General features: G+C 71.4%; 22 protein-coding genes and 1 tRNA gene. 12 read left to right on the top strand and 11 right to left on the bottom strand.

Going from position 1 to position 21,435, the window contains the following annotated elements:
- Positions 1–160 precede the first annotated feature (160 nt).
- Positions 161–925: a WecB/TagA/CpsF family glycosyltransferase gene (locus HGN31_RS00935; protein WP_074826689.1), complete on the top strand. Its 765-nt coding sequence runs from the start codon at positions 161–163 to the stop codon at positions 923–925.
- Here the strand turns inward: HGN31_RS00935 and HGN31_RS00940 are convergent.
- The 4 genes from HGN31_RS00940 to arsC all read right to left on the bottom strand — a co-directional run bounded on the left by HGN31_RS00940 (position 864) and on the right by arsC (position 5,178).
- The gene (locus HGN31_RS00940) at positions 864–2,090 is read right to left on the bottom strand and encodes a glycosyltransferase (RefSeq protein WP_168782055.1); all 1,227 of its coding nucleotides are present in this window, start codon (positions 2,088–2,090) and stop codon (positions 864–866) included. The genes HGN31_RS00935 and HGN31_RS00940 overlap by 62 nt on opposite strands.
- Positions 2,091–2,104: 14 nt before the next feature.
- Positions 2,105–3,907, bottom strand: a complete 1,803-nt coding sequence (locus HGN31_RS00945; protein WP_168782056.1) for a Hint domain-containing protein — start codon at positions 3,905–3,907, stop codon at positions 2,105–2,107.
- A 119-nt stretch (positions 3,908–4,026) separates the two neighbouring features.
- The gene (locus HGN31_RS00950; protein WP_168782057.1) at positions 4,027–4,734 is read right to left on the bottom strand and encodes a 4'-phosphopantetheinyl transferase family protein; all 708 of its coding nucleotides are present in this window, start codon (positions 4,732–4,734) and stop codon (positions 4,027–4,029) included.
- A gap of 66 nt (positions 4,735–4,800) precedes the next feature.
- Complete coding sequence (gene arsC, locus HGN31_RS00955; RefSeq protein WP_168782058.1) at positions 4,801–5,178, bottom strand: arsenate reductase (glutaredoxin); 378 nt, start codon at positions 5,176–5,178, stop codon at positions 4,801–4,803.
- A gap of 141 nt (positions 5,179–5,319) precedes the next feature.
- Here arsC and HGN31_RS00960 point away from each other — a divergent pair, with 141 nt between their 5' ends.
- Positions 5,320–5,772, top strand: a complete 453-nt coding sequence (locus HGN31_RS00960) for an ElaB/YgaM/YqjD family protein (protein ID WP_036707860.1) — start codon at positions 5,320–5,322, stop codon at positions 5,770–5,772.
- Between the two features lie 4 nt (positions 5,773–5,776).
- Positions 5,777–6,505: a phage holin family protein gene (locus HGN31_RS00965; RefSeq protein ID WP_168782059.1), complete on the top strand. Its 729-nt coding sequence runs from the start codon at positions 5,777–5,779 to the stop codon at positions 6,503–6,505.
- 68 nt (positions 6,506–6,573) lie between these two features.
- Here HGN31_RS00965 and grxD read toward each other — a convergent pair whose 3' ends face one another.
- Both grxD and HGN31_RS00975 read right to left on the bottom strand, forming a co-directional pair.
- Positions 6,574–6,936: a Grx4 family monothiol glutaredoxin gene (grxD, locus tag HGN31_RS00970; protein ID WP_036704661.1), complete on the bottom strand. Its 363-nt coding sequence runs from the start codon at positions 6,934–6,936 to the stop codon at positions 6,574–6,576.
- 73 nt (positions 6,937–7,009) lie between these two features.
- Complete coding sequence (locus HGN31_RS00975; protein ID WP_036704664.1) at positions 7,010–7,252, bottom strand: BolA family protein; 243 nt, start codon at positions 7,250–7,252, stop codon at positions 7,010–7,012.
- Positions 7,253–7,435: 183 nt separating this feature from the next.
- On the opposite strand from HGN31_RS00975, the gene HGN31_RS00980 reads away from it, so the two are divergent.
- Together HGN31_RS00980 and HGN31_RS00985 are read left to right on the top strand one after the other, a co-directional pair.
- Positions 7,436–8,305, top strand: a complete 870-nt coding sequence (locus HGN31_RS00980) for a 3-hydroxyacyl-CoA dehydrogenase (protein ID WP_244961080.1) — start codon at positions 7,436–7,438, stop codon at positions 8,303–8,305.
- Between the two features lie 179 nt (positions 8,306–8,484).
- On the top strand, positions 8,485–8,913 hold the full coding sequence (locus HGN31_RS00985) for a protein tyrosine phosphatase family protein (RefSeq protein WP_168782061.1): 429 nt from the start codon (positions 8,485–8,487) through the stop codon (positions 8,911–8,913).
- Positions 8,914–8,972: 59 nt separating this feature from the next.
- On the opposite strand, the gene HGN31_RS00990 is transcribed toward HGN31_RS00985, so the two are convergent.
- The gene (locus tag HGN31_RS00990; RefSeq protein ID WP_168782062.1) at positions 8,973–9,899 is read right to left on the bottom strand and encodes a hypothetical protein; all 927 of its coding nucleotides are present in this window, start codon (positions 9,897–9,899) and stop codon (positions 8,973–8,975) included.
- Between the two features lie 135 nt (positions 9,900–10,034).
- Between HGN31_RS00990 and HGN31_RS00995 the strand changes: the two genes are divergently transcribed.
- The 5 genes from HGN31_RS00995 to preA all read left to right on the top strand — a co-directional run bounded on the left by HGN31_RS00995 (position 10,035) and on the right by preA (position 15,408).
- Complete coding sequence (locus tag HGN31_RS00995; RefSeq protein ID WP_168782063.1) at positions 10,035–10,457, top strand: PepSY domain-containing protein; 423 nt, start codon at positions 10,035–10,037, stop codon at positions 10,455–10,457.
- Complete coding sequence (locus tag HGN31_RS01000) at positions 10,457–11,125, top strand: response regulator transcription factor (protein ID WP_036711822.1); 669 nt, start codon at positions 10,457–10,459, stop codon at positions 11,123–11,125. The genes HGN31_RS00995 and HGN31_RS01000 overlap by 1 nt, the downstream gene beginning before the upstream one ends.
- Entirely contained in the window at positions 11,122–12,468 is a 1,347-nt protein-coding gene (locus HGN31_RS01005) for an ATP-binding protein (protein WP_168782064.1), read from the top strand. The genes HGN31_RS01000 and HGN31_RS01005 overlap by 4 nt, the downstream gene beginning before the upstream one ends.
- Positions 12,469–12,743: 275 nt before the next feature.
- Entirely contained in the window at positions 12,744–14,105 is a 1,362-nt protein-coding gene (locus tag HGN31_RS01010) for an NAD(P)-dependent oxidoreductase (RefSeq protein WP_052176455.1), read from the top strand.
- Positions 14,106–14,109: 4 nt separating this feature from the next.
- Positions 14,110–15,408, top strand: a complete 1,299-nt coding sequence (gene preA / locus HGN31_RS01015) for an NAD-dependent dihydropyrimidine dehydrogenase subunit PreA (RefSeq protein WP_168782065.1) — start codon at positions 14,110–14,112, stop codon at positions 15,406–15,408.
- Positions 15,409–15,486: 78 nt separating this feature from the next.
- On the opposite strand, the gene HGN31_RS01020 is transcribed toward preA, so the two are convergent.
- A tRNA-Leu gene (locus HGN31_RS01020) sits at positions 15,487–15,572 on the bottom strand.
- Between the two features lie 67 nt (positions 15,573–15,639).
- Positions 15,640–16,632 (bottom strand): lipoyl synthase, encoded by a 993-nt coding sequence (gene lipA, locus HGN31_RS01025; protein ID WP_244961081.1) that lies wholly within the window; start codon positions 16,630–16,632, stop codon positions 15,640–15,642.
- A 163-nt stretch (positions 16,633–16,795) separates the two neighbouring features.
- Between lipA and HGN31_RS01030 the strand changes: the two genes are divergently transcribed.
- Positions 16,796–17,344 carry a peroxiredoxin gene (locus HGN31_RS01030; RefSeq protein WP_036704323.1) on the top strand — a complete coding sequence of 183 codons (549 nt, stop codon included), beginning with the start codon at positions 16,796–16,798 and terminating at the stop codon, positions 17,342–17,344.
- A gap of 174 nt (positions 17,345–17,518) precedes the next feature.
- On the opposite strand, the gene HGN31_RS01035 is transcribed toward HGN31_RS01030, so the two are convergent.
- Complete coding sequence (locus HGN31_RS01035) at positions 17,519–18,691, bottom strand: DUF6456 domain-containing protein (protein ID WP_244961083.1); 1,173 nt, start codon at positions 18,689–18,691, stop codon at positions 17,519–17,521.
- Positions 18,692–18,906: 215 nt separating this feature from the next.
- On the opposite strand from HGN31_RS01035, the gene HGN31_RS01040 reads away from it, so the two are divergent.
- Positions 18,907–19,224, top strand: coding sequence for a DUF6477 family protein (locus tag HGN31_RS01040; RefSeq protein ID WP_231565752.1), 318 nt, complete (start codon positions 18,907–18,909; stop codon positions 19,222–19,224).
- Between the two features lie 31 nt (positions 19,225–19,255).
- Here HGN31_RS01040 and HGN31_RS01045 read toward each other — a convergent pair whose 3' ends face one another.
- A complete protein-coding gene (locus tag HGN31_RS01045) occupies positions 19,256–20,746 on the bottom strand; it encodes a helicase HerA-like domain-containing protein (RefSeq protein ID WP_244961182.1) in 1,491 nt (496 codons plus the stop codon).
- Between the last annotated feature and the right edge of the window lie 689 nt (positions 20,747–21,435).

Below are 21,435 nucleotides of genomic sequence, written 5' to 3' on the forward strand. Positions count from 1 at the left end.
CCCGGGGCGGGATACGCTTGACGACCCCTCGTTCACGGCCAAACTCATTCAAACAAACAACTACAACGCCCCGAGTATAGGCCGCAGGACAGAGCCAAGTATAGACGCGCGGGCTTATCTTTTCATGCAGGTCCGGGGCGCCGGGCGAGAGGAGGGGCAGGTGGAGTTTGCATATCCCGACGGGGCGCGCGTCCGGCTGACCCACGCCGACGCCCCGAGCCTGCTGGCCGAGGTCGCCGCGCGGCTTGAGGCGGGGCAGGGGTTCGCGCTGGCGACGCTGAACGTCGATCACCTCGAGAAACTGGGGCGGGAGGCGGGGTTCCGCGCAGCCTATGCGGCGCATGATCTGGTGGTGGCGGACGGGAACCCTGTGGTGTGGCTGTCCCGCCTTTCCGGCCGGCCGGTGGGGCTGGTGCCCGGCTCGGACCTCGTGGTGCCGCTGGTCCGGGCCGCCACGGCGGCGGGGGTGGGCGTGGCGCTGATCGGCGGGCGGGGCGAGAGCCTCGTGCGCGCCGCCGCGCGGCTGGGGCGCGAGGTGCCGGGGGCGCGCATCGTCCTGACCCATGCCCCGGGGTTCCCCTTCGATCCGACCGGCGCCGAGGCCGAGGCGGTCGCCGACCGCATCTCGCGGTCGGGCGCGGGGCTGTGCCTGCTCGCCCTCGGCGCGCCGCGGCAGGAGATCTTCGCCGCCTTCGCCCGCCGCCGCCTGCCGGGGGTCGGGTTTGCGTCGATCGGGGCGGGGCTCGACTTCCTCGCCGGGGACCAGCGCCGCGCCCCCCGGCTCGTGCGCCGAGCGCGGATGGAGTGGCTGTGGCGGATGCTGAGTGATCCGCGCCGGCTCGCCGGGCGCTATGCGAGGGGCTTCATGATCCTGCCGGGCCACGCCCGCCGCGCCTGGCGGTCGCGGCATCGCAGATCGCCTTGAGCTGGTCCGTGCGGGCGGTGAACTCACGCTCGAAATCATGGCGGGCGGCAAAGGCCAGCCCGGCCTCGGCCGCCCGCATGAGCGCCGCGCGGTCGGCATCCAGCGCCCTGATCCGGGCGGCGAGCGCGCGCACGTCGCCCATCGGCACCGTCCAGCCGCCGCCTGACCGCGCCACCAGCGGGGTCAGCATCCGGTTGTCGAAGCCCGCCACCGGCAGGCCGCAGCCCATCGCCTCGATGTAGCTGCACGACGGGTCGGACTGGGTGTGCAGGCTGACGAACAAGTCCGCCTCGCGCCGCGAGACCGGCACCAGCCCGTCGGCGAAGGGCAGGGGGCGGTGGAGGCGCACATGCTCCTTGCCGCCCGCGCGGTGCCCCAGCGCCGCCAGCGCGGCCTTAAGGGCCGGCAGCACGCTGCCCTCGCCGTAGATGTCGAGGCTGTAGGTCATTCCAGCCGCATCCAGCGCGGCCACCAGCGGCGCGATGAGGTGCGCCCCCTTCATCGGTTCGAGCCGGCCGGAGTGGATCAACCGCAGCGGCGCCCGCCTGGCGTGGCGGGCGGCCCGCGCCGCCATCTCGGCCGGCGTGGCCATCATCGCCGCCGTCATCCGGTTGTCGAGGTAGAGCAGGCTCCGCCGGTTCAGCCCCGCATAGGCGGCGGCCGCGGGAAAGCCGTTCATCTGCACCCCGTCGGCACGGGCGAGCGCGGCCCGGCGGCGCGGCTCTTGCCGCAGGTTCCAGCCCGCCGACCAGAGCCGCCGGGCTGCGTTGCGCGCCGGGTCCATCCGCGCGATCCTGAGCCGCGTCCCGAGCGTGTATTCGATCCCGAACACCAGCGGCACGCCGCGCGCCCGGCAGAGATCGGCCAACCCAAGCTGCGCCGCGGAATCGGCCGAGCCGAGGACCATCCCCGCCTCGGGCGGCAGCAGCGCCCCGGGCGGGGTGGCGGGCGGCATCAGCACCAGATCGAACCCCAGCGCGGTCGGATCGCGGGCGTGACTGAACGGGGGCGGGGCAGGGGCCTCGGGCATGACGACCCTCACCTGGCCGTCCCACTCGCGGCAATACAGCGCCATGCCCTCGACGAACTTGTCGTCGAGGTGGACCAGCCGGCCCTCACGCGCGGCTTCGGCCGTCACGAAGATGACCAGCAGGGGGCGGGCCATGTCGGACCCGCCCGTCAGTGCATCCCGACGAGCGGCCGCAGGTTGCGCAGATGACGCGCAGCCAGGCTGCGGGCTTGTCGGCCGCGGACCAGCGGTCGTGCCGGCGCGCCGGGCACGCCGTGCCTGAGCGCGGGGAACAGTTCGAGGATCTCGGCGCGCGCGGCCCGGCCCACGGCCCGCAGCGCCTCGGCCCCGGTGTAGAGCGACTCGCTTGCGGCGCCGTTGGCGGTGACGACTTCATGGTCGTCGAAGAGCAGGTGGATGTACTCGACCTCGGTCGCCTCGGTGTCGATCGAGATGCCGGGCAGCGAGGTCAGCTGCTTGGCCGCGACGAGCACCTCGGCGGTGCCGAACATCCGCTGGGCGATGCGCGAGGTCACCAGCATCCGGTGCTGCGGCGACACGGTCAGGTCGGCGGCCGGGCACCCCGGCCCCAGCGCCCCGGCGCGGATGCGCACCGGGCGCAGATGCGGGGCCGAGGCGAGCGCCGCGGCGCCCAGCCTCCGGCGCCCGACCCAGCGCAGCGGTCGCGCCCCGTGGTCGCGGGTCAGCACTGCGTCCCCGGCGCGCAGCGCCTCGATCGGGACCGCGCCGCGCGGTGTGGCGATGCGCGTCCCGGCGGTGAAGCAGGGGATGCCCATTGCGTTAAGCAGCCGCCGGCTGCCGAGCTGCGCCGGGGTGACGCTGACGAGGGTGATGCTTTCGCCGTTCGGAAAGGTCAGGACGGCATTGCCGTCGCCGTCCGCGGTGATCGTCACGTCGTCGAGGTCGACCGGGTTGCCGGAGGCATCGTGTAGCGCGCTCACGTCGAGCCGGTCGGTCGAGACGATGCTGCCGTCGGGCTGCCGAACCGGGATCCGGAAGTCCAGCACCCGGTCGTCGCCCGACCCGTCCTGCAGCACCAGCACATCGGCGAACTTGTCGGGCTGCGTCGGGTCGCCGTAGAGATTGCCGTTGAGCGAGATGATGTCGTCGCCGGCGCCGCCGTTGATGACGTCCGCGCCGTGGCCGCCGTTCAGCGTGTCGTCGCCGGCGCTGCCGATCAGCGTGTCGTCGCCCTCGCGCGTCAGGACGTTCACGCCGGTCGTGCCGGTCAGCACCGCGCCCGAGGCGTCGATGCTGTCGTCGCCCTCGCCGGTCAGGATGCGCTCGAACTGGTGAAACTCGGCGGTGTTGCCGTGGTTGTCGGCGAGCGTGCCGGACTCGGCGCCGGTGAATTCGACCGCGACACCGTCGTACGTCCACGCGTTCAGCGCGTCGCCGCTCGTCTCACCCGTCTCGCCGCCGTAGAGGACGTCGTGACCGGTCTGGTTGTCGACGTCCTTGCCCCACCGCACGCCGTCGTCGCCGCCCCCGGCATGGACGGTGTCGTTGCCGGTTGAGCTCTCGATCAGGTCGTCGCCGTCGCCGCTGTCGATCAGATCGTTCCCCGCGCCGCCGTCGATGGTGTCGCGGGCGTCGCTGCCGATGATGGTGTCATCCCCGGCGCCGGTGTTCACGTCGATCCCGGCCGAGGTGCCGGCCGCCGTGACGGCATCGTTGCCCCACCCGAGATTGAGCCGCTCGATCCCCGAAAAGCTGACGCTGTCCGCCCCCTGCACGAGCGTGCCTTCGCCCGCGCCGGAATAGCTCACCGTGGCACCCGCGGTCTGCCCGCTGGCGTCGAGCGTGTCGCCGCCGTCCCCGCCCAGGATCGTGTCGTTGCCCGGGGCATCGCCGATGACGATCCGGTCGTTGCCGGCCAGACCATCGATCAGGTCGTCGTCGGGCGTTCCGACTAGCGTGTCGTCGCCGACGGTTCCGACAAGATGCGCCATGAAAACTGCCTTTCGAGGGCCAACTGGTAAAAAATGGAAACACGCAGAGTCGGAAAGACTACATCACGCGGCCGCCCCCGCAGTCACCTGACCTTTTGGACAGGATCACTTTGGACAGGTCACGGAGTGTCCGCGGCCTCGAGCAGGCAGAGCGAGAGGCAGAGCCCGCCCCCGACCCATTGCTGCGCCGGCAGCAGCGCGCCCGCGGCAAAGGGCGGGACCGCGTGCGCGAAGACCAGCCCATCGGGCGTCAGCCGCAGGTCGGGGAAGCCGAGCAGCTGCCGGGTCAGCCGATACTGCGCCTTGTAGGCGGCCTCCTTGAGCGAAAAGATCCGCAGCGCAGCGACCGGCGGGGGCAGTGGGGCGAGACGGGCGATTTCCGCGTCGTCCGCGATGTCGCCGATCAGGTCGGGGGAGAGCGGGCGGTCCGGCTCGACATCGACGCCGAGCGCGGCGATGCCGCTGTCCGCGGTCCGCGCGGCGACGGCGATGGCGACCGCGCCGGCGTGGCTGATGCTGCCCACGACACCGCGCGGCCAGATCGGGGCGCGGTCGGGCCCAGAAGGGATCGCCGCGGGCGGCTCACCCAGTTGGGCGAGTGCCGCGCGCGCGGCGACCCGCCCGGCGGCGAACTCGGCCCGGCGGCGGGGAATGGCGCGGGCGACGGCGGCGCCCTCGCCGGGCCAGAGCGGGGCGGGGGTGGGCCCAACGTCGGCGGTGGCAACGGCCAGCTTCGCCAGCCACGGGTGATCCTGCGCCGCGATCAGCCGCGCGAGCGCGGCGCTTTCGGGGGCTGCGCCGGGGTCACCCACGCCGGGATGCGGCATCGTCACGCCGCCCCGCGGGCCGTGCGGACCGAGGACCGGGCAGGGGGGCGCTCAGGGCGCGCAGGCTCACGCCTCGGCGACGTGGGCGGGCGGGTTCTCCATGATCTCGAGCACCCGCTCGGGCGGACGCGCCAGCACCGTGCCGCGCGAGGTCACCACGAACGGGCGGTTGAGCAGGATCGGATGCGCCTCGATGGCATCGAGCAGCGCCTCGTCGTCGAGGCTCGGGTCACCCAGGCCCAGCTCGTCATACGGCGTTCCCGACTGTCGCAGCGCGGCGCGCACCGTCAGCCCGGCGTCCGCGATCAGGCGCCGGATCGTTGCCCGGTCCGGGGGGGTGCGCTGGTAGTCGATCACCTGCGGCTCTTCGCCCCCCGCGCGCAGCGTGGCCAGCACCCGGCGCGAGGTCGAGCAGCGGGGGTTGTGATAGATCGTCACGGTCATGGTCCGGTCCCTTCAGATCGTGACCCAGCGTCGGGCCGTCGACAGGGAGATTACTTGTCACGCCGATGGAACGAAACGCCAGAGTCGGCCGTTCAAGAACCGCAACGAAACGAACCCTCTATCGGGAAAGGAAGCCGCACCATGGCCAACAATTACACCGCCTCGGATCTGAAGAAAGACGTCAAGGACGCCGCCCGCGAAACCGCCGACGACGTCAAGTCGGGCGTGGACAAGCTGGCCCGCGACGCCAAGGACGCCTGGAACGAGGCGACCGACAACACCGCGGCTGACAAGGCGCGCCGCGCCGCTGACGACGTCAAGCACGCCGCCGCCGACATGGCGAACGCCGCCAAGGACAAGGGCGCCGAGTACGTCGAGGCCGCGAAGGAGAAGGGCGCCGAGTACGCCGAGCGCGCTCGTGAAGAGGCCGACCGCCTCTACCGCGCGGGTGAGCGCAAGGCGACCGAAGTCGCGCAGTACGCCGGCGACTACTACGACGAGATGTCCGACATGGTGCGCCGCAAGCCCGCGCAGGCGCTCGGCATCGCGGCCGGCGTCGGCTTCCTGGTCGGCCTGATCCTCGCCCGCCGCTGATCCGATGTTCGATTACGCGCGCAATATGCAGCTGGCCCTTTCCGACGCGGGTCGCCGCGCCGGAATGAAGGCCGCTGCCGGGGTCGTCGCGCTGATCGGCGCCGGGTTTCTGGTCGCCGCCCTCTGGACGTTCCTGGCCTACCACCTTCACTGGGGTTCGCTGGGGGCGTCCCTCGCCATCGGCCTGCTGTTCGTCATCATCGGCGTCGTGCTGATCTCGATGTCGAAGACGGTGAAGCATCCGGTGCCGTCGACCGACGAGCTTCGTGCCGAGGTCGAGGCGCGGGTGAGCCTCGCCACCGACGCGGCGCTGGAGAAGGCGCGGCTGAAGGCGACCGAGGTCGTGGACAACGTCGAGGGTCGGGTCGCATCGCTGGTCGACGACGTGTCCTATCGGGCCGCGAAGTTCGCCGACGATGCCGAAGCCAAGGTGCACGGGTTCGCCCGTGACGCCGAGGCGAAGGTCCAAGGCTTCACCCGCAAGGTCGCGGGCGAAGCGGCGAACCGGGTCGGGCTGACGCCGCAGTTCCTCGCCGACACGCGGGACACCCTGTCGCGCGTGAAGGACTCGAACGCGGCCACCATCCCGCCGCTGATGGGCGCCTTTGCCGTGGGCGTGGCTCTGGCCTCGAAGCTGCAGAGCTGGCGTCACCGGGACGACGATGAGTATGATTTCGTCGAAGCGGATTACGACGACGATGATCGTTACGACGCTGACGGCTTCTATCGCTGAGCGTCGAGCCACCGAATGGAAAAGGGCCGCCCCACCGGGCGGCCCTTTTCGCATTCAGCGCTGCGTGATCAGCTGTTGGCTTCGCGGATCTTCTCGGCGGCGGCCTTGTCATAAGCGACGCCGGCCCGGTCAAAGAGCTGGTCGAGCTCGCCCGAGAGGGTCATCTCGGTGACGATGTCGCAGCCGCCGACGAACTCGCCCTTGACGTAGAGCTGCGGCACGGTCGGCCAGTCCGAGAAGTCCTTGATGCCTTGGCGCATCTCGTCGCTCGACAGCACGTTAACGTCGCGGAACGCCACGCCCATGTAGTTCAGCACCCCGGCCACGCGGCTCGAGAACCCGCACTGGGGAACCTCGCGCGTGCCCTTCATGAACAGCACGACGTCGTTGCCGTCGATGGTTTCCTGGATCTGCGAGCGGATGTCGGTCATGGCAGAGGTGTCCCGTGATGAGGTAGGGCCGCACGTCGGCACGGCGGGTGAAATTGGACGCGGCGCGCCCGCGTCAGTCCGGCGCCTTGGTGGTGAGCGCAAGCGCGTGCAGCGCGCCGCTCGGCCCGTCCATCTTGCCCTGCAGCGCCGCATAGACGAGCCGCTGCTGCTGGACGCGGTTCAGGCCCCGGAAGGATTCGTCCACCACTTCGGCGGCATAGTGGTTCCCGTCGCCGGCAAGGTCCGTGATCGTGACCGCAGCGTCAGGAAAGGCCTGACGGATCAGCGCTTCGATCTCATAGGCTTCCATGGCCATCGGCAACTCCTCCGGGTCGGCAGACATCCCGACTGACTTAAGCGGGTGACCGGGGCGCTGCAAGGGCAGGGGCCAACGGGGTCGCGCGGCGAGGGGCAGGGCCGGACTTTCGCTCGCCACCCTTGAAATCTGACAGCTCAAATGATATATAAATATCATATGATATTCATCGGAGGCAAGGCCATGACCATCCGCAACGTGACCGTGATCGGCGCCGGTGTGTTGGGCGTGCAGATCGCCCTGCAGGCCGCCCGCCACGGGTTCGACGTGATCGCGCAGGACGTCTCGGACGAGGCGGTGGCGCGCGCCGAGGGCGCGGTCGCGCAGATCGCGGCCCAGATGCAGGCCGACCTGGACCTGCCGGCCGACGAGATGACCGCCGCCCGCGCGCGGCTGACGCTGACCTCGGACCTGGCTAAGGCAGTCGAGGCCGCCGACCTGATCATCGAGGCGGTCCCCGAAGACCCGCAGATCAAGCGCGACCTCTACGCCAGGCTGGCCCGGTTGGCGCCCGAGGGCACCATCTTCGCCACCAACTCCTCGACGCTACTGCCCTCGGCGCTGGCCGAGGCCACGGGGCGGCCCGCGCGCTTCCTCGCGCTGCATTTCGCCAACCGCATCTGGCTGCATAATGTCGCCGAGATCATGGGCCACCCGGGCACCGACCCGGCGGTCCGCGACGAGGTGACCGCCTTTGCCCGCGCCATCGGGATGGAGCCGATCGTGCTTGAGAAGGAACAGCCCGGCTATGTGCTGAACTCGATGCTGGTGCCGTTCCTGCAGTCGGCCTCGGCGCTGTGGGTGGACGGCGTGGCCCAGCCCGAAGACATCGACAAGGTGTGGCGCATCGCCACCGGCGCGCCGGTGGGTCCGTTCCAGATCTATGACGTCGTGGGGCTGAACACCGCGTGGCACATCTCGGCGGTCGGCGACGCCAAGGCGCAGGCCTTCGCCCAGCGGCTGAAGAGCGAGTTTCTGGACAAGGGCAAACTCGGGATGAGTTCCGGTGAGGGGTTCTATCGCTACGGCGGGACTGACCCGAATACTCGATAATCCGTATTATGTAAGATATGGATGTATCGGGATTGGCGCGGACAGCTGTGCTTCTCGCCCTTCGACCGAGATGCTACGCTCCGCAGACCAAGGTTGCCAAACCCTTGCACGGTTTGCCACAGTGACCTCGCTGTAGCGCCAACCTCGCCATAAGCGAGGACGACAAAGAAAGGCCCACCGTGGATCTGCGCCGCCTGACCGACACGATCTTCGTCGCCCCCCAGATCGACATCGCCGACCTGCCGCGGCTGGCGGACGCCGGCTTCACGACGCTGATCGACAACCGGCCCGACGGCGAGATCGAGGCGGCGCTGCAGAGCGCCCGGATGGCCGAGGCTGCTCAGGCCGCCGGGCTGGCGTTCCATTACCTGCCCATCGAGCCAGGCGGGCTGACCCCGGCGCTCGCGGACCGGCTGGGCAGCCTGATCGACGAGGCCGCGCAAGGCGCCGAACCCGGCGACAAGATCCTCGCCTATTGTCGCTCCGGCACCCGGTCGGCCAGCGCCTGGGCGCTGAGCCAGTCGGGCCGGCGACCGCGAGCCGAGATTCTCGAGACGGCGGCCCGCGCCGGCTACGATCTTTGGGGCCTTGCCGGCTATCTCTCTTGAAATCATGATGAAAAAGGGCCCCCCCGGACGGGACGGCCCTCGATCGTCTGACGTGCGGCTCAGCGGGCGAGTTCGCGTACCACGACGCCGCGCGGGTTGATGGTGACCGTCACGGCCTCGCCCTCGGGGTTGGTCGCCTTGGCCTCGACGCGCGGGCCGTTGCGGGTGATGGCGCCGACGGCGGTATAGCCGCCCTCGGTCAGCACCCGGTTGACCGCCGCATCGTCCAGCGGCGCCGGCTGGCCCGCGCCTTGCTGACCCATCCCGTCCATCCCAGAGGGACGCGTACCGCGCGGGCCGGTTCTGTCACCGCGCATCTCCTTGCCGTGCATCTCTTTCCCGTGGCCCTTGCCGCGGTCTTTCCGGTCGCCATCCTTGCGGCCGTGGTCGCCCTTGCCGTGCTTATGACCCTCCATCTCGCCCCGACCGAAGCGCTGCAGCGTCCCGTCGGCGGCAAACCCGGCGCGGAGCGGCTCGCCCGCCGTGTCGGCTCCGAACACCATCACCCCCTCGTCGCCCTGCGCCATGCCCTCGACGCGAGCAAACTCGGCGAAGATCGGCGCGTTGCGCACCGCCTCGGGGATCAGCGCCTGGGCCACGGGGGCCGGCAGCGCCGCGTTGTCGGTCGTGCGGATCATCCGCAGCGCCCCGGCAGGATCGACCATCGCCTGGAACGCGCCGCCGCCCGGCAGCGTGCCCTCGACGCGCTGTCCGCCCTTGCGGCCCGCGGTCACGGTGGCGTCGGTGATCCCCAGCGCCGTCAGCGCGGCCGGCAACCCGCCCTGGGCCGGTGCCGTCACGGCAGGCGCCGCCGGGGTGGCAGGCGCCGTGACCGCCGGGGGCGCCGCCAGGGTGGCGGGCGCGGTCACCGCCGGCGGCGGCGCGACAGGCGCGGTCACCACCGGCGCGGTCTGCGCCATCAGCGGCAGCGCGAGGATCGACGTCGCGGCCACCGTCGCAGCCGAGGTCCGAAGCATCCGAATCATCTCAATTCCCTTTCATAGGTGCGTCGCGAGGCGGCTGTCACCACCCCGGATGTCGTCTCGTTACCTCACGCTGACCGAACGAACCGCCAACGGACCGTTTCCCTTCCGTTTGGGTTCGCCCTACTACAGGATCCCATGCGGCGGCTGATCGTCATTGGCCTCATCCTCGGGGCGGTCCTCTTCGGGCTCGGCGCGCTGGAGCGGCTGCGCGCCCCGGACGCCCCGCGCCCTCCGGCCCATGCCTCAGCGCGCCCCCTGCCCCCCCTGCCCGACGAGTTCGCGGTGGCGATGGACGACCTGCTGCCGCGCCACAAGGCGGTGCGGCGGGCGCAGGCGCGGTTCGACGGCCGGGTGCTGGCGATCGACCTCGTGCCCGCGCGACCGGCCGAGCGGGCGCAGGGCACGAACCTGATCTATCGGCTGCGCCTGCTGACGCCCGCGCGGGCGGTGCTCGACATCCGCATGGACGCGGTGAGCGGCCGCTTCGTCGAGGTCGCGGGCACCGACCTGACTGCCGCGCGCCAGAAGCCCAAACCCTCCCGCAGGAAGGACGACTGATGCGCTGCCTGATCGTCGAGGATGACCCGCTGCTGGCCGACCAGATCGCTGCCGCGATGCGCGAGGGGGGGTTTGTCGCCGACCTCGCCCACGATGGCGCCGAGGGGGAATTCCTTGGCGCGACAGAGGCTTACGACGTCGCCATCCTGGATCTCGGCCTGCCGGGCTTGCCCGGGATCGAGGTGCTCACGCGCTGGCGGGCGGCGGGGGTGGCAATGCCGGTGCTGATCCTGACCGCGCGCGGCGACTGGACGGACAAGGTCGCGGGCTTCCGCGCCGGGGCCGACGACTATGCGGTGAAGCCCTTCCGCCTCGACGAGGTCGTGCTGCGCGCCCAGACGCTGGTGCGGCGCGCCGCAGGCCACGCGCGGGCGGTGCTGACCGCGGGGCCGCTCAGCTTCGACACGCAGCTCGGGCTGATCACGCGCGACGGGGTGGCGCTGCGGCTGACGGCCTTCGAGACGCGCATCCTCGGCTATCTGATGCACCACCCGGGACGCGTGGTCAGCCGGACCGAGCTCTCCGAGCATCTCTATGACGCAGGCAGCGACCGGGACTTCAAGTCGATCGAGGTGGTCATCGGGCGCCTCCGCCGCAAGATCGGCGACGGGCTGATCGAGACCCGGCGCGGCGAGGGCTACGTCCTGGTTTCGGGCGCAACCCCATGAGATGGCTCACTGATTCCATCCGCGCCCGGCTGCTGGCGGCGGCGGCGCTGTGGCTGACGCTGGCGCTGCTGGGCGCGTGGTGGGTGATCGGCGGGGTGCTGACGGGCTTCGTCACCGACCGCTTCGACGCCGAGGCCGACGCAATCGCCGAGACGGTGATCGCCGGGACCGAGGTCGACGCGACGGGCCGCGTGACTCTCGCCCGGCCTCCGACCGACCCCCGGCTCGAGATGCCGCTGTCGCTCTGGGCCTGGCAGCTGCAGGGGCCGGACGGCGCGGTGATCGCCCGGGCCGGGTCGCTGCTCGACCTCTATCTTCAACCGCCGCAAGGATTTTTCAGCGGCGGCGCGGGGCTGGGGCCGGAGGGTGAGCGGCTCAGGGTGATGCGCCGGGCGTTCACGCTGCCGGGGCTCGACGGGCCGCTTTCGGTGACGGTCACCGCGCCGCAGGACGAGATCGACGCGGCGCTGGCGCGGGTGCTGCGGCCGCTGGCACTGGCGCTGGCGGTGCTCGGGCTGGGGCTGGCGGCGGCGAGCGTGGCGCAGGTGACGCTGGGGTTGCGGGCGCTGGACGCGATGGGGCGCGACATCCGGGCGATCCGGGCCGGGAGCGCCGAGGCGCTGCCCCTGCCCCCGGTCAAAGAACTGCGTCCTATCGCCTTGGAAATCAACGCGCTTCTGGACGCGAACCGCTCGGTCATCGGGCGGGCGCGGGATCATCTGGGCAACCTCGCGCACTCGCTCAGGACGCCGATGGCGGCGCTGGCGAACAGCGTTGCGCCCGACCATCCGGGGCAGGCCCTGATCGCGCGGATGGACCGGCAGATCGGCTGGCACCTGCGGCGGGCGCGCAGCGCGGGGGTGCCGCGGCTGCTGGGGCAAGCGACGCCGGTGGCAGGTGTGATCGAGGACATCCTGCTGGTCCTGCGACGCCCGGCCGAGGCGCGCGGGCTGCGCGTGACGGTGGATTGTGCGCCCGGTGTGCGGTTCGCGGGCGAGCGGCAGGACCTCGAGGAAATGGCCGGCAACCTGATTGAAAACGCTGTGAAATACGCCCGCTCCTCAGTCCGCGTCGAGGCGACTGTCGACGGGCTGGAGCTGGTTCTCGCGGTCAGTGATGACGGGCCGGGGATGGCCGAAACGGATCACGCCGCGGCGCTCAGCCGCGGGGGGCGGCTGGATGAGGCGGGACCTCCGGGGGCCGGGCTGGGACTAGCCATCGTCGCCGATCTCGCGGCGCTGCACGGCGGACGGCTGACGCTCTCGCGCGCCACGGAGGGCGGGCTGGCGGCGCGGCTGGCTCTGCCGGCGGCGGGCGGTGGCGGAAACTCACATGCTGCTTGATGTTGCGTGGTCAACGCATTGATTTTTCATGACTGGCGCAATCCGACATCATGCACAACCCATGCAGGGTTCATGCGACGTTCGTGCGATGTTCATGCACAGTTCATGCGAACGTTCGGCGCGCAACGCAGCGTTCGACTCGCGTCACTTCCAGTCGCCAACTCGCCCACCGGCCCCACACGCGGCCGCCATAATTTTACCTCTTGATAAAATTCCGACCTGTGTCAGCCTTGACGGACAAGAGCCAGCACAACGGCCAGCTTCAGGGAGGTCTCATGACCACGACCAGGATGACGCCGGGCATCGTGCCGGGGCGTCTCGCGCCCGGGGATTACGCGGCCAACTTTGCCGATGTCGCCCCGCCGCTCGACGATCACGAGGCGCGCGTCGCCGCCGATCGCTGCTATTTCTGCCACGATGCGCCCTGCATCACCGCCTGCCCCACCGGCATCGACATCCCGCTGTTCATCCGCCAGATCGCCACCGGCACGCCGGATGCGGCGGGGATGACCATCCTGCACGACAACATCTTCGGCGGGATGTGCGCCCGGGTCTGCCCGACCGAGACTCTGTGCGAGGGCGCCTGCGTGCGGATGGAGGCCGAGGGCCGCCCGGTCGAGATCGGCGCCTTGCAGCGCTATGCGACCGACGGGATCGTGCTGGGCGAGGGCCACCCGTTCCGCCGCGGCGCCCCCACGGGCAAGCGCATCGCGGTCGTGGGCGCGGGGCCGGCGGGGCTGTCCTGCGCGCACCGGCTCGCCGCCAAGGGGCACGAGGTGGTGGTGTTCGAGGCCCGGCCCAAGCCCGGCGGGCTGAACGAATACGGCATCGCCAGCTACAAGGCGGTGGACGGGTTCGCCGCCGCCGAGGTCGAGTGGCTGCTGCGGATCGGCGGGATCGAGCTGCGCACCGGCGCGGTGCTGGGCGAGGCGGTGACGCTTGAGACGCTCGCGGCCGAATATGACGCGGTGTTCCTCGGGATGGGGCTCGGGGGCGTCAACGCGCTGGGGATCGAGGCCCCCGGCCAGCGTGACGCGGTCGAGTTCATCGCCGAGCTGCGGCAGGCGGCGGACCTTGCCACCCTGCCGGTCGGGCGCGACGTGCTGGTGATCGGCGGCGGCATGACGGCGGTCGATGCGGCGGTGCAGGCGAAGCTGCTCGGCGCCGAGACGGTGACCATCGCCTATCGGCGCGGGCAGGACCGGATGGGGGCCTCGGGGCACGAACAGGACCACGCGGTGACCTCGGGCGTGCGGCTGATGACCAATGTGGTCGCGGCGCGGGCCGGGGATGGCGGCGTGGTGCTGGGGCGGACCGAGGACCTGCCCGATGGCGGGATGCTGAACACCGGCGAGACGGTGTCGGTCCCCGCCGACATGGTGCTGACGGCGATCGGCCAGAAACTCGCGGGTGTCCCCGAGGGGCTGGCGCTGGACGGCGGCAAGATCGCCGTGACCGGGCCGGGCCGGACCAGCCGCGCCGGGGTCTGGGCGGGCGGCGACTGCGCCGCGGGGGGTGAGGACCTGACCGTGACGGCCGTCGCGCAGGGGCGCGACGCGGCCGAGGACATCCACGCGCATCTGACCGGCGGGGCCACGCCCCCTGCCCCGGTCGATGCGCCCGACATGAGGGGCTGAGGCGATGGCTGACCTTCGCAGCGACTTCGTGGGCATCCGTTCGCCCAACCCGTTCTGGCTCGCCTCGGCGCCGCCCACCGACAAGGAATACAACGTCCGCCGCGCCTTTCAGGCCGGCTGGGGCGGGGTGGTGTGGAAGACGCTGGGCCTCGACGGGCCGCCCGTCGTCAACGTCAACGGGCCGCGCTACGGCGTCATCCACGGCGCCGACCGGCGGGTGCTGGGGCTCAACAACATCGAGCTGATCACCGACCGGCCGTTGCAGGTGAACCTCGACGAGATCAAGTCGGTCAAGCGGGACTATCCCGACCGGGCGCTGGTGATCTCGCTCATGGTGCCCTGCGACGAGGAATCGTGGAAGTCGATCCTGGCGCGGATCGAGGATACCGGCGCGGACGGGGTCGAGCTGAACTTCGGCTGCCCGCACGGCATGGCCGAGCGCGGCATGGGCTCGGCCGTGGGCCAGGTGCCGGAGTACATCGAGATGGTGACGCGCTGGGTCAAGCAGTACTCGCGGATGCCCTGCATCGTCAAGCTGACGCCGAACATCACCGATGTGAGGAAGCCCGCCGAGGCCGCGAAGCGCGGCGGGGCGGATGCGGTGAGCCTGATCAACACGGTCAACTCGATCACCTCGGTCGATCTGGACCTGTTTGCGCCCCAGCCCACCATCGACGGCAAGGGGTCGCATGGCGGCTATTGCGGCCCGGCGGTGAAGCCCATCGCGCTGAACATGGTGGCCGAAATCGCCCGGAACCCCGAGACGCGCGGACTGCCGATCTCGGGGATCGGCGGCGTCACGACCTGGCGTGACGCCGCCGAGTTCCTCGCCCTGGGCGCCGGCAACGTGCAGGTCTGCACCGCCGCCATGACCTATGGCTTCAAGGTGGTGCAGGAGATGATCTCGGGCCTGCGCGACTACCTCGACGCGCGCGAGATGGCGCTGTCGGACCTGATCGGGCGGGCGGTGCCGAACGTCACCGACTGGCAGTACCTGAACCTCGACTACATCACCAAGGCGGTGATCGATCAGGACAAGTGCATCTCGTGCGGGCGCTGCTATGCGGCCTGCGAGGACACCAGCCACCAGGCGATCGCCATCGACCCGGGACGGGTGTTCCGCGTGAAGGAGGAGGAGTGCGTGGCCTGCAACCTTTGCGTGGACGTGTGCCCGGTCGAGGACTGCATCACCATGCGCGAGCTGGCGCCGGGCGAGGTCGATGCGCGCACCGGCCAGGTCGCGGGCGGGCAGCGGAACTGGACGCAGCACCCGAACAACCCGATGGTGACCGCGGCGGAGTGACCCCTTCGGGGTGGCGCGGCCAATGGGGATCGGGGTCAGAAAGAAGCCCCCGCCGGCGTCCGGTGGGGGCTTTTCGCGTGGTACCCGAGGTCGGACTCGAACCGACATATCCTTGCGGATGGCGGATTTTGAATCCGCTGCGTCTACCATTCCGCCACTCGGGCAACGCCGGTTCCAGATAGCCGCGCGGGGCGCCGCGCGCAAGCGCGCCGGCGCGGCGGGGGGTGCGGGTCAGCCGCCGGCGAGGCGGGCGTGCCGGGCGGCGCGGAGCCGGGCGAAGTCGTCGCCGGCGTGATAGGACGACCGGGTGAGCGGGGTGGCCGACACCATCAGGAACCCCTTGCCGTAGGCGGCTTTCTCGTAGCCCGCGAACTCCTCGGGCGTGACGAAGCGGTCCACGCGGTGGTGCTTGGGGGTCGGCTGCAGGTACTGGCCGATGGTGAGGAAGTCGATGTCGGCGGCGCGCATGTCGTCCATGACCTGCAGGACGCCCTGCCGGTCCTCGCCCAGGCCGACCATGATGCCGGACTTGGTGAACATGGCGGGGTCGAGCTCCTTCACCCGCTGCAACAGCCGCAGCGAGTGGAAGTAGCGCGCCCCCGGCCGGACGGTGGGATAGAGGCCGGGCACCGTCTCGAGGTTGTGGTTGAAGACGTCGGGGCGGGCCGCGACCACGGTTTCCAGCGCGGCGGGGCCGCATTTGAGGAAGTCGGGGGTCAGCACCTCGATCGTCGCCTCGGGCGAGCGGTGGCGAATGGCGCGGATGGTCTGGGCGAAATGCTCGGCCCCGCCGTCGTCGAGGTCGTCGCGGTCGACCGAGGTCAGCACGACGTGATTGAGGCCGAGCTTGGCGACGGCGTGCGCGACCCGTCCCGGCTCGAACACGTCCAGCGCCTGCGGCTTGCCGGTGATGACGTTGCAGAACGAGCAGCCGCGGGTGCAGATCTCGCCCATGATCATCATGGTGGCGTGGCCCTGCGACCAGCATTCGCCGACGTTGGGGCAGCCGGCCTCCTCGCACACGGTCGACAGGCGGTTCTCGCGCAGGATGTCGCGGGTGTCCTTGTAGCCCTGCGAGGTCGGCGCCTTGACGCGGATCCAGGCGGGCTTCTTGGGCTGCGTCTGGTCGGGGCGGTGGGCCTTTTCGGGGTGGCGCAGGACGGGCGGCGCGGCGGGGGCGTCGGGGACGCCGGCGGCGGGCAGGACGGGCGGAACGGTCGGCATGAGGGGCCCCCTCGGGACGGGCGCTGCGGAAGCGGGTCTGACCCGAGGTAAACCCTCGCAAGGGGTTGATCAACCGGCAACGGCTTGCCAGATACGGGACTGGATTTCTGCGTCGCAGCATCTGGTGCTGCGAATGCGGCAGACGGATGGAAAGGACGATGCGATGAAAGCCGGCGACAAACTGCCCCAGGTGACGTTCCAGACCCGCGTGCGCGACGAGGCGGTGGGCGGGCCGAACCCGTTCCGCTGGGAAGCGGTGACGACCGACGACTACTTCAAGGGCAAGCGCGTGGTGCTGTTCTCGCTGCCGGGCGCGTTCACGCCGACCTGCTCGACCTACCAGCTGCCGGGGTTCGAGGCGGCGGCGGCCGAGATGGCCGAGCTGGGGATCGACGCGATCTACTGCCTGTCGGTCAACGACAGCTTCGTGATGAACCAGTGGGCGAAGGCCCAGGGGCTGAAGAACGTCCAGGTGATCCCGGACGGCTCGGGCGAGTTCACCGAGCGGGTCGGGATGCTGGTGCGCAAGGACAACCTCGGGTTCGGGTGCCGCTCGTGGCGCTATGCGGCGGTGATCGCCGACGGTGTGGTCGAGAAGCTGTTCGAAGAGCCGGGGCGCTGCGACAACCACGCCGAGGACCCCTATGGCGAATCGTCGCCCGAGACGGTGCTGGCCTATCTGCGCACCCACAAGCAGCAGCAGGCGGCCTGATCGGCGATGCGCTGAGCGCGCCTTGCGGCGCATGACAGGAAAGGGCCCGGCCGGGGGATCGGCCGGGCCCTTTTCGTTGCCGGGGCGGGTGAGGAGCCTGCGGTCGGGCTTGCGTCAGGCCACGGTCGTCGCGGACCCGGCCCGATGTCAGGGCGTCTCAGCGACCGCCGCGCCTCACCCGATCAGCGGGCTGCCGGCGCCGTAGCGCTCGCGGTAGTGCCGCTCGAGGCGCATCAGCGCGAGGCGCAGCACCACCTTGCCCGAGCGCGCCGACCAGCCGAGCCGCCGCTCGGTCAGCTCGATCCCCTCGAGGAAGCAGCACACCCGCAGCACCAGATCGCCCATGCCGGGGCCGAGGTCGCGGAGCGCCTCGGCCACGCGGCTGCGGGCGGTCTCGGACCCGCCGCCGAGGTTGCCGCCGGCCGGCACCGCGGCCGCGCAGCCGGCGGTCAGGAACCCGTCCCAGTTCTGGGTCACCCGCGGCCCCATCTGCGCCAGCTCGAAATCCTCGCGCAGCCGCTCGCCCGCGCGGACCATGCCGGGGTCGAGGAACGGCTGGCCGTTGGCGTCGCGTCGGCGGGCGAGCACCAGCAGGGGGCTTTCCGCGATGTTGACGCGCATCCGGCGCGGGCCGCCCGTCTCGGGGTCATCGAGGGTCCGGTCCTCATAGATCCGGTGCCGCTGCGCCGCCGCAGGGCCCATGTCGAAGGCGGCGGCGGCCTCGGCCAGGCCCGGCCGGTCGGGGCCGCCCACCGCCTCGGCGTCGGCCGGGGTCAGCACCCCCGCCTGCGGCAGGCCGGGGAACCGCCCCGCGACCAGCGCCTTGAGCGCCGCCCGGCCCGCGGGCGTCAGCGCGTGGCGGGTGATCCGCCCCTGCCCCACCAGCGCCACCCAGCCCCGCAGCGCGAGGTATTCGGCCAGGCTGCGGTCGAGCACCGCCGTGCGGATGTCCGAGCGGGTGACGATCGCCTTGTCCATCCCCTCGGCCACCGCCAGCACCGCCCCCGGCTCGGCCAGCCGGCGCAGCACCCGGCGCAGCTCGGCCGGCTCGGCGCTGCCGGCGGTCGCCCGGGCGCCGGGGTCCACCGCCCGGTCGATCAGCGGATCGTCGCGGCGCGTCTCGAACCGGCGGATGCGGCGCAGGATAGTCGAGGCGTGGCACCCCGCCTCGCGCGCCAGAGCCCGGATCGTCTCACCCCCCTCGACGTGGCGCAGGTAGAGCCGGGCGTCCTCGGGCAGGTCATCGGCCGCGACGGCCGCAGCCGCGGCGGGCTGTGCGACCGCGGCCGGTTCGCCCTCGGGCGTCACGGCAGCGGCTGCGGAAAGATCGCCCGTCAGAATCATCATCTCAAAGCTTCCCCTCATGTCCTTGGGCCAGCCGGCCCTGGGTGTCCGCCCTGTCGAAAAAGACAGGTCCCCGAACAGTTCGGTCATGAAGCGCTAAGATTCCCTAAAGAGAGTTAACCACGTCGCGCGCTGCGTGCACTGGTTGCGCAACAACAACCCAAGGGAGAGCACAAAGGACACAACAGCCCTCGGACCGGAGAGTTCCAATGAGCCTGATGTCGAACATCCTGACCTTTCCCGCCCAGCCGGTCCGCCAGCCGCTGCGCCGTCCTGCCGCACTGGTGCGGGCGGCGGTCGCCGGGCAGGCCCGCTGGCGGCGCGAGCGCGACCTGCGCCGGCTGTTGCGCAGCGAGACGCTGCCCGCGCCTGGTCATGCCCTGCCCCGGCTGCGGGCGGAGGAGGACCGGATGAACGCCGCCCGGCAGGAGGGCGCGGCCGAGTACGACCTGCACCAGCACGTTCTGCTGATGATCGCGGTGCTGGCGGAATCGCGGCTGCTGCCCGCCGCCGCGCCGCTGCGCGCCCTGCCCTGAGGTTTGGGCTGGGCAGCGAGCGCTGGCCGGGTCAGCGGCCCCGGAACAGCGTCCCGAGCACGCCGCGCACGATCTCGCGCCCGGCCTGAGTGCCGATGGTGCGGACCACGCTCTTGCCGAAGGCCTCGGCGATCGAATCGCCCCGCCGCGCCGGGGTGGCGGGCGGCCCGATCTGGATGCCGGTGCTGGTCCGGCCGGGGCTATAGCCGTCGGACTTGCGCATCTCGAAGAGGCTCGCGTCGGCCGCGCGCCGCTGGGCGGCGGCGGCTTCCTCGGCCGCGGCGGCGGTCCGCTGGGCGAGCAGCTCGAACGCGCTCTCGCGGTCCACCGGGGTCGCGTATTTCAGCCCCAGCGGCGACAGCTGCATGATCCGGTCCCGGTCGGCGTCGGGGATCGGCCCGAGCTGCGACAGCGGCGGGCGGACCAGCGTGCGCTCGACCACCCCCGGCGCGCCCTTGGCGCCGAGGAACGAGGTCACCGCCTCGCCCGTGCCGACGTGCTGGATCGCGTCGGCGGTGTCGAAGGCGGGGTTGGCGCGGTAGTTCTCGGCCGCCTGGCGCAGCGCCTTCTGGTCCTTGGCGGTGAAGGCGCGCAGCGCGTGCTGGACGCGGTTGCCAAGCTGGCCCAGCACCGAATCGGGCAGGTCGGCGGGGTTCTGGGTGATGAACCAGACGCTCACCCCCTTGGAGCGGATGAGCCGCGCCACCTGCTCGACCTTGGCGACCAGCGCCGGGGGGGCGCCGTCGAACAGCAGATGCGCCTCGTCGAAGAAGAAGGCGAGGCGCGGGCGGTCGGGGTCGCCCACCTCGGGCAGCTGCTCGAAGAGTTCCGACAGCAGCCACAGCAGGAAGGTGGCGTAGAGCTGCGGCGCGTTCATCAGCCGCTCGGCGGCGAGGATGTTGACCATCCCCTTGCCCGAGGCGTCGGTGCGCATCAGGTCCGCGAGTTCCAGCGCCGGTTCCCCGAAGAGCCGGTCCCCGCCCTGCTGTTCCAGCACCAAGAGCGCGCGCTGGATCGCGCCGACCGAGGCGGTGGCGACGTTGCCGTAGCGCAGGCTCAGCTCCTTGGCGTTCTCGCCGACCCAGACCAGCATCGACTGCAGGTCCTTGAGGTCGGCGAGCGCCAGCCCCTCTTCGTCGGCGACGCGGAAGGCGATGTTCAACACCCCCTCCTGCACGTCGGTCAGGCCCATGAGGCGGGCGAGCAGCAGCGGCCCCATCTCGGCCGGGGTGGTGCGGACCGGGTGGCCCTTTTCGCCCCACACGTCCCAGAAGGTGACCGGGAAGGCGCGATAGTCGAGCGGCGCGCCGATTCGGGCGGCGCGCTCGGCAAAGGGGGCGAGCAGCTTGGGGTCGGTGCCGCCCGGCGCCGCCATGCCGGCGAGGTCGCCCTTGACGTCGGCGAGCACCACCGGGACGCCGGCGAGCGACATCGCCTCGGCCAGGGTCTGGAGGGTGACGGTCTTGCCGGTGCCGGTGGCGCCGGCGATCAGCCCGTGGCGGTTGGCGTATTTCAGGATCAGCGACTGCGGGGTGGCGTAGTCCGGGCCGCCGCCGCCGACGAAGACGAGGCCGGCATCGAAATCGACGACCGGGTGGGGGGCGGGCGGCGGCGCGGGCGCCGGGTCGGCGGACGTCGGAAGCGGCGGGGGGGTGTCGGGTGCGCGCCCCGGCAGCGGCGGCGGGGTCTGGGGCGCGGCCTCGGGGGCGCGGTCTGCCGCGGCATCGGGCGTGTCCGGACGGGCGGTCGGGTCTTGGGGCGTCGGGTGGGTCACGGGGGCGGCCTTCGTGCAGCGGGTCGGGTGCGCCGCAACGGGGCGCGCGGGACAACAATACAAAATTAACGACTTGGTGCCAGAGTGTCCCTGTCGGATCGTTGACGGGCGAGGGTCCGATGCTTCCTCCGTACCCACTGGCCGCGCCTCCGGGCGCGGCTTTTTTGTGTGCCCCGCGGCGCGGGGAGGGGAGGGTCGCCGAGCGGCCGATCGAGCCTCGCCGGAGGACGCCGGCGGCACGTTGTCGCGGGGCGAAACCGGCCGTTCGGGCGGCCCTCGGGCGCATTGACGGGCGGGTGGCTTGCGACTAACGTCACGCGCAGAAACGGCCAAGTCCTACAGGGGACGAGGGGGATGCAGCGCTCGCGCCGCATCCCCCTTTCCGTGACAAGGGGTTGCGATGCGGCGGTCGGCCGTTCTGACCGGGGTCAACGGCG

The sequence above is a fragment of the Paracoccus sanguinis genome, from assembly GCF_012689545.1.
Lineage (GTDB): Bacteria > Pseudomonadota > Alphaproteobacteria > Rhodobacterales > Rhodobacteraceae > Paracoccus > Paracoccus panacisoli.

Coding starts and splice junctions, on each gene's coding strand:
- HGN31_RS00940 (WP_168782055.1), bottom strand. CDS start 2,090: ATGGCCCGCCCCCTGCTGGTCATCTTCGTGACGGCCGAAGCCGCGCGT.
- HGN31_RS00945 (WP_168782056.1), bottom strand. CDS start 3,907: ATGGCGCATCTTGTCGGAACCGTCGGCGACGACACGCTAGTCGGAACG.
- HGN31_RS00950 (WP_168782057.1), bottom strand. CDS start 4,734: ATGCCGCATCCCGGCGTGGGTGACCCCGGCGCAGCCCCCGAAAGCGCC.
- arsC (WP_168782058.1), bottom strand. CDS start 5,178: ATGACCGTGACGATCTATCACAACCCCCGCTGCTCGACCTCGCGCCGG.
- HGN31_RS00960 (WP_036707860.1), top strand. CDS start 5,320: ATGGCCAACAATTACACCGCCTCGGATCTGAAGAAAGACGTCAAGGAC.
- HGN31_RS00965 (WP_168782059.1), top strand. CDS start 5,777: ATGTTCGATTACGCGCGCAATATGCAGCTGGCCCTTTCCGACGCGGGT.
- grxD (WP_036704661.1), bottom strand. CDS start 6,936: ATGACCGACATCCGCTCGCAGATCCAGGAAACCATCGACGGCAACGAC.
- HGN31_RS00975 (WP_036704664.1), bottom strand. CDS start 7,252: ATGGCCATGGAAGCCTATGAGATCGAAGCGCTGATCCGTCAGGCCTTT.
- HGN31_RS00980 (WP_244961080.1), top strand. CDS start 7,436: ATGACCATCCGCAACGTGACCGTGATCGGCGCCGGTGTGTTGGGCGTG.
- HGN31_RS00990 (WP_168782062.1), bottom strand. CDS start 9,899: ATGATTCGGATGCTTCGGACCTCGGCTGCGACGGTGGCCGCGACGTCG.
- HGN31_RS00995 (WP_168782063.1), top strand. CDS start 10,035: ATGCGGCGGCTGATCGTCATTGGCCTCATCCTCGGGGCGGTCCTCTTC.
- HGN31_RS01000 (WP_036711822.1), top strand. CDS start 10,457: ATGCGCTGCCTGATCGTCGAGGATGACCCGCTGCTGGCCGACCAGATC.
- HGN31_RS01005 (WP_168782064.1), top strand. CDS start 11,122: ATGAGATGGCTCACTGATTCCATCCGCGCCCGGCTGCTGGCGGCGGCG.
- HGN31_RS01010 (WP_052176455.1), top strand. CDS start 12,744: ATGACCACGACCAGGATGACGCCGGGCATCGTGCCGGGGCGTCTCGCG.
- preA (WP_168782065.1), top strand. CDS start 14,110: ATGGCTGACCTTCGCAGCGACTTCGTGGGCATCCGTTCGCCCAACCCG.
- lipA (WP_244961081.1), bottom strand. CDS start 16,632: ATGCCGACCGTTCCGCCCGTCCTGCCCGCCGCCGGCGTCCCCGACGCC.
- HGN31_RS01030 (WP_036704323.1), top strand. CDS start 16,796: ATGAAAGCCGGCGACAAACTGCCCCAGGTGACGTTCCAGACCCGCGTG.
- HGN31_RS01035 (WP_244961083.1), bottom strand. CDS start 18,691: ATGATGATTCTGACGGGCGATCTTTCCGCAGCCGCTGCCGTGACGCCC.
- HGN31_RS01040 (WP_231565752.1), top strand. CDS start 18,907: ATGTCGAACATCCTGACCTTTCCCGCCCAGCCGGTCCGCCAGCCGCTG.